This window comes from Pseudoalteromonas sp. T1lg65, assembly GCF_051930985.1.
Classification (GTDB): Bacteria; Pseudomonadota; Gammaproteobacteria; order Enterobacterales; family Alteromonadaceae; genus Pseudoalteromonas.
On sequence record NZ_CP196837.1, the window covers coordinates 597,357 to 613,005 of the forward strand.

The 15,649-nt window shown below is 44.0% G+C and carries 2 protein-coding genes; both read left to right on the forward strand.

Annotation, left to right across the window (positions count from 1 at the left end):
* Window positions 1-4 precede the first annotated feature (4 nt).
* Window positions 5-7,558, forward strand: coding sequence for an amino acid adenylation domain-containing protein (locus ACSLBF_RS02665; protein WP_440055079.1), 7,554 nt, complete (start codon window positions 5-7; stop codon window positions 7,556-7,558).
* On the forward strand, window positions 7,555-15,606 hold the full coding sequence (locus tag ACSLBF_RS02670) for an amino acid adenylation domain-containing protein (RefSeq protein ID WP_440055080.1): 8,052 nt from the start codon (window positions 7,555-7,557) through the stop codon (window positions 15,604-15,606). Before ACSLBF_RS02665 ends, ACSLBF_RS02670 begins: the two co-directional genes overlap by 4 nt.
* Window positions 15,607-15,649 lie beyond the last annotated feature (43 nt).

Genomic DNA, 15,649 nt, shown 5'->3' on the forward strand with positions numbered 1-15,649 from the left:
TGATATGAATAGTAACGAAAACAACAATAACAACATATTTAAACTATCTCGTCAGCAGCGTGCACTCCTGGCTCATGGGGAGGCGTTTGCAGGTCAGCAGAGACTTATCGCGAGTATTCGGATCCGTGGTGAACTGGATGTATCTAGATTAGAAAGCGCCATTGTTTCATTGTTGCATCACCATGAAATACTTCGGACGCAGTTTATTCAAGTCGAAGGTTTTCTAGAGCTATGCCAAGTGATTAGCGATAGCGTTGAGTTTCAAGGTGTAGCTGAGCACATTGACAATGCAGAATTACTGAGCTTCCAACTGTTCCAGTCAGATGCACAAACCAGCAAATTGGTTGTGAGTGCATCGCGAGCACTGGTCGATAGTTTGACTATGAACAAGTTGTTCAGTGAATTAGCAGAGTTATATCTTAATGGGGAAGTGCAATGCGAAGAACCACTGCAGTACGTTGATTTTTCTGATTGGCAAGATGAGTTTGTTGAAGAAGATAAAGATGGTCTGGCGTTTTGGCAAGAACGAACAAATAAAGTTGAAACGCGTCAATCAGAGTACTCAATAGCGAAAAATGATGCTGACTGTGCTCGTCAGACTTTACCTCAAGGTGCTTCAATCAACGAAATTCTTACTTCCCTGTTGATTGCGAAATATAAGCTCTCAGCTGTATTCAATCAATCGGTTTGTATTCAGCAAAGCGGTAGGTTGACTGAGGATTTCATGGCTGGCTTTGGACCTTACGCGCTAACACTCCCTTTGGCAATACAGCCCGATGAGCAAAGTAGCTTTGGCTTGTTGTTAGACAAGGTCACAAGTGAGTTAGAGTTGCTCGCGTTGAATCAACTCAGTGCACCGGAAACTCAAATTGAGAGTCTATCAGCAAGGTTATCGGTTGAGTTACTTGAGAAACCTGTTCAGGTTAAAGGCGATGAAGTCAGCTTTGAGTTTGCATCTTTAGCCCGAACAGTGAGTGCGAATAGTTTGCACTTGATGGTTGTGGAGCAGGCACAGCAATCGGAGCTAGTTTGTTATTTTGGTGCGTCTATTGAAGCGGCACAGGTGCAGGCTTTGTTAACGGGCCTAGTAACGGTTCTTAATCACAAAAAACAATCTAATTTCATTACAGACATGACATTATGTCCTGAACAAGCTGTCAGCGCCATTTCAGTCGGTGAAACTTTTCCAACATCAACCCAACCTTTCCTTCATCAAGCCGTGCAGCAGAGAGCAGCAGAAAGCCCTGACCAAATAGCACTAAGTGATGTGCAAGGAACGATGACTTATCAGCAACTGCAATTAGCTGTAAATGACACCGTTAATCAGTTAGTTGAATGTGGTGTTAAAGCGGGCGATAGAGTCGCTATTGCGTTGCCAAGACAGCGAGCGTTATTAGTTAGTATTTTGGCGGTGCTTCGCGTTGGAGCGGCTTATGTGCCCATTGATCCACAAACGCCGGCACAACGTGCATTATCTATCCTCGAACATTGTCAGTTACTAATCGAAACGGAAGTGACTTGGCCTGAGCTAAACGCTCAGGTGCCAACCCAACTATCTTTGGTAATAGGTGAAGCACAATCTACCATTGTTGCTGATGTTGAAGTAGCGGCTGACAGTGTGGCATATGTGTTGTTTACTTCAGGTTCTACCGGTAAACCAAAGGGTGTAGAAGTCAGTCACAGCAACCTACGTCACTATCTTACCTGGAGTAAAAACAAATACTTAGAAGATGTTGACTATGCCATAGTCGCAACGGCCATCAGTTTTGATTTGACCGTGACTGGTTTACTCGGGCCGCTTTACAGTGGTAAGGAAGTCTATCTGGTTGATGGTGACGATGCGTTGAATGGTATTAAGAAGAGTTTACAAGCTCGTACCGATAAAGCATTGCTAAAACTAACACCTTCTCACCTTAAAGCTTTAAACCCTTGGTTTTCAGAACAAAAAGCGCTGAATTTGGGATGTGTAATTTTAGGTGGTGAAGAATTACATAACAGTGACCTCAAGCCGCTTTCAGCATTTTCAGAAGTACGGATTTTCAACGAATATGGCCCTACAGAGGCGACCGTAGGTTGTTGTGTTGCAGAGTGTTATTACGATTCTGAGCATGTTGGCGGACTTTCTATTGGTTCTGCTATTGATAACACTGAGCTACTGATCCTCGATGAGCAAGGCCGTCAAGTAGCGCCTTTCCAAATAGGAGAGCTGTATATTTGCGGTCACGGTGTCGCACTAGGATATCTGGCGATGCCGGAACTTACGGAAAAAAGCTTTGTGCAGCTTGAGTTAGCGGGTGGCAAAAAAACCGTAGCATACCGTACTGGCGATTTTGCCTATCATAATGGAAGCGGTGAGTTAAACTTTTTTGGTCGTATTGACGAGCAAATAAAAATTCGTGGTTATCGCATTGAGTTAACTGAAATTGAAAGTCATATTCAGGCGTTAGACGAAGTCGAGTCTGTTTGTGTGTTAGCAAAAGACATCGCCGATGATGCCAAGCAGCTGGTGGCATTTGTCGTTGGCAAGGCATTACAGCAGGAGCACGCTCAAGCGCAGATCCAATCAGCAATAGCTCCCCATCTGCCTGAATATATGGTACCGAGCCTGGTTGCTGTACTCGATACAATGCCACTGACGAACAACGGCAAAATTGATAAAAAACACCTGCAACAAATAGACACTGATGCAATCAAACGTGCGCCTTATGTGGCACCAACCACGTCATTACAGCAACAGCTGTGTCAAGCGTGGGAAAGCGTATTGTGTTGTGAGAGAGTGGGGATCAATGACAACTACTTCTCGTTGGGCGGTGATTCCATCTTTTCACTGCAAATCGTTGCGCAGCTCAAATCAAACGGGGTGCAAATTGATGTGCAAGACATCTTCACCTATCAAACGGTTGCTTCTCTTTCCGAGTACCTTGAAAGTAGCGATAACTCAGTCCAAGAGGTGACAGAATTAGCGCCTTTCGCTTTGGTAAACGAGCAAGAAAAGCAAGCATTAAACACTCTTTATCAAGATGCTTATCCGATGTCTTCGTTGCAATTGGGTATGGTATTTCATAGTCAGGCTGATGACCACAAAGGGGTCTACCATGATATCTTCACAAACCATGTGAAATATCAATGGCAAGAAGCGGCGTTTCGAAGTGCCGTCTCTGCGATGGTAGATAAGCATCCTATTTTAAGAACGGGCTTTTTGTTAGATCGTGATGTTCCCCTTCAGGTCGTTCATAAACACAGCGCTGTACCATTAAAAGTCTTCGACGTATCGGCTCTTTCTGTCAATGAACAAGATGAAAAACTACAGGAGTGGATTGAACTGACACTCACTCGTGAATTTGACTGGGTGCAAGGACCATTATTTGAGGTCGTTGTGTTTCTGCGTGGCCAAGATAGTTTTGAATTTTGTTTAAGTTTTCACCATTCGCTGTTAGATGGGTGGAGTCGCGCAGCTTTAACTACTGATCTCTATGAAAACTATCAGCTACTTTTGGCCGGACAGGCATTACCTCAGGTAGAAGCTAATTGGCTGTTTAGAGATTTTATCTCTTTAGAGCAAAATGCGTTGAACAGTGAAGCGGCCCATACTTTCTTTAGTGAAATGCTTGATGAAGTACCGCTTAATCAGTTACCCACTCAGTCGAGTGTTAAAAGTGGCGAAATAGCGCTATTTGAAAAAAACACGTTTATCGACCACTCACAAAGTTTACTCAAGCTTGCGCAACAAGTCGGTGTCTCAGTGAAAAGCTTATTACTAGCAATTCACTTTAAAGTGATTTCTGAGTTGAGCGGTAACCAAGCTGCCCTAAGTTGCGTGTCTAACCACGGCCGTCCTGAAGTAGCAAATGCAGATAAAGGACTCGGTTTATTTCTTAACTTGTTGCCATTGAAGCTAGAGCTATCGCAGGGCAGTTGGAAAGATTATATTTTGCAGGTTCACGAGTTGCTAATGAACAGTCAGCGGCATCGTCATTTCCCGCTTTCTAATGTGCAAAAGCTAACTGGACAAGATTACTCTGAAGTTACCTTTAACTATACACACTTTCATATTTACAGCGACATCCTCGATGATTCGAGCTCTGAACTGGAATTGCTTAACGCAACGGGTTTTGAGCAAACAAACTTTAATTTTCAGACTGAATTTTCTCGAGCCCACGATACAGACTCCATCACCATGGTGATTAAGTACGACACGGGGTTATTTAATGCCGACTTTATTGCGCGCGTGGCGGACTACTACGAGAGCGTGGTGGTAAGGCTGCTTACTGACATAAATGCTAATCACTTTGCACAAAGCCTTATCTCACCGGACGAAACAGCTCTGTTAGCACATTGGCAGCACGGTAAGCACCTGCCTAGCTGTGGTAAAGATGTGGTTGCTTTGATCGTTGAACAAGCGCAGAAAAATCCGGATGCCATAGCAATAGCAGATGCGCAAGTGACGCTGAATTATCAACAGCTACTTGAAAAGAGTATACGCCTAGCTGCGTACCTGCAAGAAATGGAAATTGGTCATGGCAACTATGTCGGGATTTACGTAGAGCGAAGTCCTGAAATGCTGGTGTCTATTTTGGGGGTTTTGATGTCAGGGGCTGCCTATGTGCCAATTGATCCAAGAAATACCGGTGAAAGATTGCAGCATATTTTGCACGACACTGGCATGGAATTGATTCTTCTTCATTCTTCAAGCCTTGAACGTGTGCCGCTAGCCGGCTTAGACACTTTGCTGATTGATGACTGCCTTGAATCGGATTGGTTTGAGGATTACGCCGATGCGGACGAGACATTACCAAGTATTGATCTTTCAGATACGGCGTATGTGATTTATACCTCAGGTTCCACAGGGTTACCAAAAGGAGTTGAGATCGCTCATGCGGGACTGTTGGACTACTGTGAATTTGCGCTCAGCGATTACTATCAGGGAGTGGCAAATGGTTCTATTGTTGTTACCTCCCATGGCTTTGACATCACAATCCCTAGTTTGTATCTACCTCTGCTTACAGGTCAGCAAGTGTATTTATTACCGTGGGGCGAAGAGGTGGGACAGTTACAAACAGCCTTAGTCACTAATCCTGCGGCATTGGTTCGAATGACGCCAACTCATGTTAAAGGTTACCTAACAACCTTATCGGATGAGTTTATTTCTGATGCGACTCCAACCTTTGTAATCGGAGGTGAAGCACTCGAGCTAGAGGTGTTATTGCAGCTGCGCAAGCACTATCCAAATGCGCACTACTTTAACCATTATGGACCTACGGAAGCTGTGGTTGGATGTTGCATTTATCGTGTTGATTTTGATGCCCCTGTTCATAGTGGAGTTACTCCTATTGGCCGCCCAATGGCAAACACGCAAGTCTATGTAGTGGATGCACAAAATAACTTGAGTCCAATTGGTGCAACAGGAGAATTATTGGTTAGTGGCGTCTGTGTTGCCAAGGGGTACCTCAATCTACCTGAGCAGACCGCAGCCAGCTTTATCGACAATCACTTTACTCATTCCAGTTACAAAATGTATCGCACTGGAGATAGAGTTCGTTGGAATAAAGAGGGGTTAATTGAGTATGTTGGAAGAACCGACGGCCTAGTGAAATACAACGGCTACCGTATTGAGCTCGGTGAGATTGAGACCGCGTTGTCAACAATGCAAGGTATCAATCAGGCAGCAGTAAAAGTATTTGATAACGGTCAGTCGCAACGTTTAATCGCGTATCTTGTCGCACCTGAACTTGCCCAAAATGAAAGTGCTGCTAACGCGCAAATAAAGCAAATGTTACAAGGCATGGTTGCTGAGTATATGCAGCCTCAGCAATACGTATTTGTTGATACATTACCAACATCATTAAATGGCAAACTTGATAGAAAAGCACTACTCGAACCGGATGTCCAAGCGTTTGAAACTGCGCAGTATCAGGCGCCAGAAACCGCAATAGAAGCACAACTATGTCAAATACTACAAAGCGTTCTCCCGGTTGAAAAAGTAGGTCGCAGTGACAACTTTTTCCACCTCGGTGGTGATTCAATTGTTGCTATCCAAGTTGCTTCAAAAGCCAAGCGTGAAGGCTTGGTAGTGACCGTTAAACAGTTATTCGCGACACCAATTGTTAGCGACTTAGCGCATGCGGTAGAAAGTATGGTAATGGAAAGTATTGATCAATCTGATTGCGTTGGCAGCCAAGCATTACTGCCAGTACAGCAGCGCTTCTTTGCTCGTCAATTTGACAATAAACATCATTACAATCAAGCGTTACTATTGAGTACACCTGCTGAGTTTAATGCACAAAGCTTAGTGGAGATTTTACGTGCCTTATTCAAGCGTCATGACGGCTTACGCTTATCATTTGTACTTCATGATGGACAGTGGCAGGGTAAATATAACCCGGTATCAGAGACTTTATTGCAACAGGCTACGCTTAGTTATGACTTAACGACAATCTCACCTGAGCTTCAGCAAGCTGAGATGGAAAAAATAGCGCAGCAGCTACAAAGCGCGTTTGTGTTAGACCAAGCACCGTTATTTAAAGCTATTTACTTCCGCTATTCAGATAGCGACGGTCGTTTGTTATTGCTTGCCCATCACCTTGTTGTTGATGGCGTATCATGGCGAATTATCGCAGCAGATCTCGAGTCTGCTTATCAGCGCGTATCTCAGGGGCTGTCCATTGAATTGGCCGCTAAAACTGCTTCACTGCAAGCATGGAGCAATAAGTTAGAAGATCTTGCTCAGCAGCCAGAGATCCAGTCCCAACTACCTTACTGGAAAGACAGCTTGTCAAGCCAGTTCAAAGCGCCTGCGGGGCAAACTGCTGTGGCTGACGATATGCAAAGTGTGCACTTTGAATTATCCGAAGAGAATACTACACAGCTGCTAGGTGATGCTAATAAAGCATTTAGAACTCAGATAAACGAACTGTTACTGGCAGCCCTGGTCCGTGCTTATAGCAACACCTACGACAGTGAAAATGTTTGTGTGGAACTGGAAAGTCACGGACGAGAAGCCTTTGCTGGATTGCCTGATGTAACAGATACCGTTGGCTGGTTCACCAGCATTTATCCTTTGGTTTTACGTACCTCTTCAGATGTTGATTTGGAAGCATTGGTTGCAAAAACCAAGCGTACTTATCGAGATGTTCCAATGAATGGGTTCGGTTATAGCTTGCTTTGTACTTATGGTAAAGATGCAGATTTCCAAACGCTGACCACACAGCTTAATGAACATGCACTGCTATTCAATTACTTAGGTCAATTAGACAACACTGCTGAGCAACATGCTGGATTTAAAATGGTATCCGAGCCTGTTGGTACGCTTGAGGGCGATCCACTGGCACGCAAAAACCTCAACATTGTGGCTATGGTGCAGGCTGGCAAGCTTTCAGTCAGAGTCAGTTACCTTGGTCAATTGACGCCACTACAGCAGTTCGCTGACAACTATAAAGCAGCTTTAGAGCAGGTTCTGCAGCTTTGTTCACAAGTGAACGATGAAACAGCGCTGTTTGAATCAGCTGAGAGTCTATTTGCTACAGACAATGTGGATTTGGAAGAGGGAATCGAAATATGAGTATTCAGCAGTTACTTAGCCAGTTGAAGTCTTTGGGGGTGGTACTCGGGGTCAATGACGGCAAACTTAAGCTTGTTGACCCAAATAAGCAAATGACACCTGAGTTAATGCAATCGCTTAAGCAGCATAAAGACGCAATTTTGCAAATGATGTCAAAAGGAAAGCGTTTCAGCAGTGCAGATTTCCCACTTGCGAAGCTAGACGATAACGCCTTGTCACAATTGCAGTCTCAATATCCATTGATGGATAAAGTGATGCTAACAACGCCGATGCAGCAAGGTTTGTTGTTTCATGGGATGTTAGATAATAGCTCTTATATCTCTAACACCTACTGTACATTTGTTGGAGAGTTAAACCTGACCCTTTTTAAACAAGCTTGGCAAACTATGATTGACCGCCATGAGATTTATCGCACTTGTTTTATCGGTTTTGATCAAGAGCATATTCATCAACTCGTTCAAAGCAAGGCAACGCTCTCTTTCGACTATCAGGACTGGACGACGCTCAGTGAAGCACAGCAGCAACAGGAATTGGATAAGTTCCACGGCAAAGATATGAAAACGGGTTTCAATTTTGCTACTGCGCCTTTATTTAGATTGGCTATTTTTAAGCTTGATAGCCAACAATACCATTTCAGTTGGACGCGCCATCATGTGATTTCTGATGGCTGGTGTTCTTCAATTGTTTTTGCAGAAGTCATGGAAATTTATCAAGCGCTTTTACAAGGAAGAGCTGCGAATTTACCAGAGCCGGTGCCACTTGACGCCTACATAGAGTGGTTAAATCGACAAGACAAGCAACAAGCTTTGGAGTATTGGCAGGCGCAGCTTGGTGATGTTGGACACACCACGACGTTTGGCATTGAGCAGCGGATTAATGACGAGCAAGTTTCACAGCACAAAGAATGCTTTGTCACCATCAAAGGTTCGCAACTAGAGCGTTTGGTGAAGTTAGCGAGAAGTCAGCAAACTACGATGAATACTGTTGTTCAAGCAGTGTGGAGTTATCTGTTGCATTTATATAGTGGTGAGTCAGTGATCACTATGGGCTCCACGATTTCAGGTCGACCGCCAGAGTTGCCGCATATTGAGAGAATGATAGGTATTTTTATTAATACCATTCCTGTCGTAAGCCGTTTTACACCAGAGCTGACTATTGCTGAGCTGCTTGAACAATTACATCAAGCTAATTTGCACAGTACAGAATTTGGCTACCTGTCGTTATCCGATGTGCAAAAATGTAGTGCGTTGAAAGCAGGCAGCTTATTTAACAACATTATCGTTTTTGACAACTACCCAGTTGAGCAAGCATTAGCCAACGGCGATACTGCCAGTCGTATTGGGATGCAGGTCAAAGATATTGGTGCACATTCTCAGAATAACTACGATATATCGTTGACTGCTGCGTTTGGTGAGTCGTTAGTATTACGTTTGTTGTACAACGACGCGAGGTTTAGCGAGGCTCAAATCAAGCAGTTGCAACTGCGCTTAGCTGCAATTATTGAACAACTTGCAGAAGCTGATGCAAGTAAACCGGTAGCGCAATTAAATGTGTTACAGCAGGACGAAGTGAGTGCCTTAGTGACACTCGGTATGGGGCAATTGTCAGGGGACAATCGTGACCACAATATTTTGGCTCGTATGGCACAACAAGCCTTACAGAACCCAGATGCGATTGCCATAGATGATGGACATAGTAGCCTTACCTACGCACAACTCAGCACTCGAGTCGCTAAACTAGCGAGCTTTTTAGAAGAGCAAGGGATCGAACCCGAAGAGCGAGTAGGGGTGTATTTTGAACGCACCACTGAGATGCTTATTTCAACGTTAGCTATCCTAAAAACGGGTGCTGCCTATGTGATGCTAGAACCAAGAAATACTGAGCAGAGATTATTACATATCATCAATGATGCTGGTATAGAACTGGTCTTAGTCCAGCCGTCATTAATGGCACAATTGCCGCTACAAGGCATAGATGTAATTACGATTGAGGAGCATGCAGAGCCGAATTGGCTAGATGGTTATGACGATCATACAGGATTGGCTCCCAAGTACACCGATCTTGATGCTGAAGCTTATGTTATTTATACCTCAGGCTCGACCGGAGTACCAAAAGGGGTTTCGGTACCACATCGTGGCCTAAGCGATTATTGTGCTTACGCGAGTGAACATTATTACTCTCAGGAACTAGATGGTTCGTTGGTGGTGACATCTCATGGTTTTGATATTTCAATACCGGCATTGTTTCTTCCTTTGATGCATGGACATTGTGTAGAGTTACTGCCTTGGGGAGAAGAATTAGCACATGCCGTGACAAAGCTTACTCAGCATCAGGCTAAACATTATCTCATTCGTATGACACCGCTGCATGTGGCTGGACTCCTAGACCTGTTACCCGAAAGCTTTGAAGCCAAGCAACCACATGTGTTTGTCATTGGTGGTGAACAACTTACTTATGAAGTAGTTACTCAACTTCATAAGTATTTCCCACAAGGTATTTTTTATAATCACTACGGCCCATCCGAAGCCGTGGTTGGTTGTGCATTGTTCCCCATTCACCATTTTAATGGTTCGGGCAGTGTTCCTATTGGCAAAGCGATGGATAACACCATGTTATTGGTGTTGGACAAATCAAATACGCCGGTACCTCAAGGCATGGTTGGCGAGCTTTATGTTGCTGGTCCTTGTGTGACGAATGGGTATGTAAATTTGCCTGAACTAACAGCTGAAAAATTTGTCGCTAATCCGTATGCACCATCCGATGCATTTGCGACCATGTACAACACCGGCGATGTGGTGCGTTTCGATACTGAAGGTAATTTGGTTTATCTTGGTCGCAGTGATGATCAAATAAAGTTACGTGGGTTTCGTATAGAGCTTGGTGAAGTCGTTGCCTGTATTTTAGAAGAACAAGCCATTACTAATGCTGTTGCAATTGTAAAAGAACAACGCTTACTGGCTTATGCGGTGACAAATCAGCTTTCAGCTGAAGAACTGCAGGGCGAAGAAGCTCAGCTGTTATTGAGCAAAGTCACTGAGCAATTAAGAACTAAACTGCCAGAATATATGGTACCGGATTCTATCCAGTTCTTGGAGCAAATTCCGTTAACTGCAAACGGAAAGCTAGATAAACGAGCTTTGCCTGATGCGGCTATAAATAAAGAGCGTGTGTTGCCCAGAACTGAACTTGAGCAACGGCTTTTCGACATTTGGGCCACAGTGCTCAATCATCAAGATATTGGTGTATTTGACAGCTTCTTTGAATTAGGCGGACATTCGATTTTAGCAACGCGGTTAATTTCAGTGATCCGTAAAGAGCTGGGTAGCGAAGTTCCGCTAAAGGCACTGTTCGAACAGCCAACAATTGCCAAGCTTGCCAAGTTCATGAGTGAAGATCTAGCATCTGAAAATACCGCTTTACCTGAGTTATTACCGGCCGAAGCTGGCGCTCCACTAATACCGTCGTACGCCCAGAAGAGACTGTTCTTTATCGATAGCTTAGAAAATGGCAGTGCTCAATTTAACATGAGTGGCATGTTTAGTATTCGTGGCAACTTAAACCGTCAGGCGTTTGAATCATCTCTGACTCAGGTCATTGAACGGCATCAGGTGTTAAGGACGCAGTTTGTTACAGATGACGAAGCGCTAACTTTAGTAGTGAGCGATGACCTTACACCCGCCATAAAGTACAGCTCATTAGTTGGCATATCGGAGCCAGAACAAACACGACAGCTACTTTCCATTGCAAAACACAACGCCATGACTTGCTTCGATTTAAGCAAAGACAAGTTGTTCAGGGTCGAGTTAGTTAGTATTGGAAATGATGAATATGTGGCAATTTTTAATATGCATCATATCGCTTCTGACGGCTGGTCGATGGGGTTATTGGTTAAAGAGTTTACTACGCTTTATCAAGCTCATTTGAGCGCTGCAGAAAATCCATTACCTATGCCAACAGTGCAGTACTCAGATTTTGCGCATTGGCAACAAACGCTGTTGGCAAGCGAAGCCGCAGAGCAGCAAATGGCCTATTGGAAGTCTCAACTACGAGATATACCAGCGGTACATTCATTACCGCTTGATAAGCCAAGACCCGCCAAGCAGAGCTTTGCTGGAGCTGTTGAATTACAGCATTTATCTAGTTCGACCATGGCGCAAGTAGATGCATTTTGTAAAACGCATAGAGTTACTCGTTTTATGTTGCTACAAACCGTATTCAGCTTATTGCTTAGCCGTTATAGCGAAACATCAGATATTGTCGTAGGTACGCCAATAGCGGGACGTTTCCATCAGAATACGGAGTCGCTGATTGGTTGTTTTGTTAACAGTCTAGTGCTGCGCACCCAGCTGCAACCCCATGAGCCTTTTGCTGAGTTATTACAACGTAACAAGCAAATGATTTTAGAAGCATTTGATAATCAACTGATCCCTTTCGATTTATTGGTGGAAGAGCTAAATCCGGTCCGAAACCTTGCGCATGATCCCATTTTTCAGGTGGTTTTCTCGCTCAATAATACCGAATCGCAAGATTTACAGCTCGAAGGTTTGCAAATTAATGAGTTGCAACAGCCACAAACAACCAGCAAATCAGAGTTAGAGGTCAGTGCTAGAGAGCTACCTTCAGGTGAGTTAGCTATCCGTTGGATTTACAGAACAGATCTGTTTGCTAGCACTTCGATAGGTGCTTTAGTACAGGCGTATGAAGCTCTGTTATTAAATGTACTACGAGATGCAGATACTGCGGCCGAGCAAATCGGCGTGATCACTGAGCACGATGCGCAAAAAATGCTCGTTCATGGACAAGGGGATTTTATTGCGTTTTCCAATGACATTAGTTTTGCAAAATTGTTTGAAGCGCAAGTAGAACAGACACCAAACGCCCCTGCAATTAAGTTTAAAGAGCAAATTATTAGCTATGCCGAACTCAATGCCAAAGCAAATCAGTTAGCCGAATATTTAGTTGATACGGATGTCCACGCAGGAGACAGAGTTGGTATTTATTTAGAACGCAGCCCAGAAATGGTGCTTGCGATATTAGCGATAAACAAAGCGGGAGCATCATATGTGCCGCTGGAACCAGATCATCCTGCCAGTCGAGTCGAGTACATTATCGAAGACTCGCAGATTGAGCTTGTTCTCACACGCTCTAGTTTATTGGAAAAGCTAAAGCTTAACTTAGTAGATGTCATGCTGCTTGAAGACGCGTTCAGCGATCCGCAATGGCTTGAAGAGTTTACAAGTAGTAACCCTTGTCATGCCACTTCGTTGGGCGAGCATGAAATGTACGTACTTTACACTTCAGGTACGACGGGTAAGCCAAAAGGCGTACAGATCAAAAATAGTGGCTTGGTTAACTACCTACAATACGCGGAAAAACATTACCTCAATAAGCAGCTTGTGGGCTCAGTGGTTAGTTCACCGCTATGCTTTGATGCCACAATTACGAGTCTATTGACGCCGTTGGTTGCGGGGATGTCAGTGACATTATTAGCAACTGATAGTGATGTATTGGAGCAATTGAGTGACTACTTATTTGATCCACAAAACGCGTATTTATTCAAAATTACGCCTGCGCATTTAAATGCGTTGTCGCTTGCTTACGAAGAAGACATCAATGCCCAAGGCGAGCATGTTATCGTGGTGGGTGGAGAGCAATTAACTAAATCAACACTTGTGACATGGCAACAACGTTTAACTCCTAACGCTGTATTTGTCAATGAGTATGGCCCGACAGAAACCGTGGTGGGATGTAGCACGTTATTTATCTACCCTGATTCAGCAATTGAACGAGAAAATGTGTCAATTGGGCAGGCAATTAGCAACACTCAGCTATATGTTTTGGATAACAATTTACAGGTCTTACCGCCGTTATTCCAAGGTGAACTTTACATTGGTGGTGCAGGTGTAGCAATTGGGTACGCGAATAATGCACAGTTAAGCAAAGAGAAGTTTATTACCAACCCTTTTGATACTCAGTTGAGTGCCAAGTTATACCGCAGTGGTGATCAGGCTCGTTGGCTAAGTGACGGTTCACTAGAATTCTTAGGTCGTAATGACGATCAAATAAAGTTACATGGTTACCGAATTGAACTCAGAGAAATTGAACGTCAACTACTTGATGTTGATGGAGTCAATGAAACCATTGTGATCAAAGTGGCTGAACCAACAGAAAAATTGGTTGCCTATGTTGTTCCTAGCGATCGTGATGTTGTCCAAGAGCAAATTCTGCAAGCTGAGCGTGCAAACATCGCCCAACAAGCACTGAGCAAAGTACTACCAAGTTACATGGTACCGACACAGTACGTGTTTATTTCGGCTATGCCATTGACTACCAATGGCAAAGTTGATGTGCGAGCGTTACCTAAAGCGGATGAAGTGCAGCTAAGCAAAGAGGAGTTTATTGCTGCTTCGAATGAGATTGAACAAACATTATGTGATATCTGGCAGCAGCTACTGAATGTGGAAAAAGTCGGTATTGATGATAATTACTTTGCGCTTGGTGGCGATTCTATTATCTCAATCCAAATTGTTTCCAGAGCTCGTAAACAAGGGTTGTACTTCGCAGTCAGAGATATTTTTGATAATCAAACCGTACGAACACTGGCAACCGTGGTGCAGCAACAAGCAAAGTATGTTGCAGAGCAAGGGGAGGTAACGGGTAGTATGCCGTTGCTGCCAATACAGTCGCGATTCTTACAATTACCTATCGAAGACAATCATCACTTCAACCAATCTGTGTTGTTAAGTGCCGCTAATTCATTACAGCCCGATCACTTGGTTGAGTTACTCAGTGCGCTGTATCACCGTCATGACGCCCTTAGGTTACGTATAAGCGAAGATATGACACACGGGGAATTTGCACCATTAACAGATGAACTTATCCAGCAAAGCATCATGTTTTATGACTTCTCAGCTTTGCCCAAGTCTGTGAGCAGTACCAAGCTAACCGAAACATGTAGCGCCTTACAGGGGAGCTTTAGGTTAGATCAAGGCAGTTTGTTTAAAGTGGCTTACTTTGATTTAGGCAATCAACAAAAGCGGGTCTTTATTGTTGCTCATCACCTAGTGGTGGATGCCGTATCTTGGCGAGTGATGCTCAGAGATTTAGAGAATGGCTTCGAACAGCTTCTCAATGCCAAACCGGTATCTCTTGGAGAAAAAACTTCTTCGCTGCAGCAGTGGGCGTTGGCATTAAGTGAATTGGTACATTCCCCCGCACTCGGGCAAGAAAAGCAATATTGGTTAGAACAGCTCGTTAAGCCTTATCCGCAGATTAAGTTTGACGTGAATAGCTCGCAAAGTGTGGCTTCCCGAGTCGTGCTGAGCGAGTCATTAACCGTAACCGAAACCCAACTGCTGTTAAACGATGTGGGTCATGTTTATCGCACAGAAATCAACGAAGTGTTATTGGCAGCATTGGCCTTGGCTGCACAGAAGTGGATCAAGCAAGACTGTATCAGGGTTGAGTTAGAAGGGCATGGTCGCGAAGAGTTATTCGATACCTTGGACATCACTGAAACGGTGGGTTGGTTTACGTCTTTATATCCCTTGGTACTGGATTGTACTGAGGCATCTTCTACAGGGGATGTGCTTAAAGCAATCAAAGAGCAATATCGTGCGATTCCAAATCATGGTATTGGCTATGGCTTATTGACCGAAATGCTCAGAGATGATGCCTTGCGTAGTTTGGATAGTTTGCCAGAGTCACAGCGCATTTATTTCAATTACTTAGGTCAGTTCGATGCAACCCTTGAACAAAGCGGTGGTTTTGCACCAGCAAGTGAAGAACGGGGATCTTCGTTTTCGAGCAAGCAGAAATTGAACGCACTGGCGAATATTACAGCTGCGGTGAGCGATGCACAGTTCCAGTTATCCGTCACATTTAACCCCGAAATAATGCCGCAGCAGCAGGCTCAGCAGTTGTTGCTGGAATATATGTCTGCGCTTCGAGAAATCTTACTGCACTGCAGTGCAACTGATTTAGCTGGTTTTGAGAGTGTTAGTGACCTTGAAGAAAGTGACGAGAGCTCGGAGGAGTTTCTTATCTAGATAAGAAACGCTTTGATAGCACGAATATTAATCCAATTTTGAT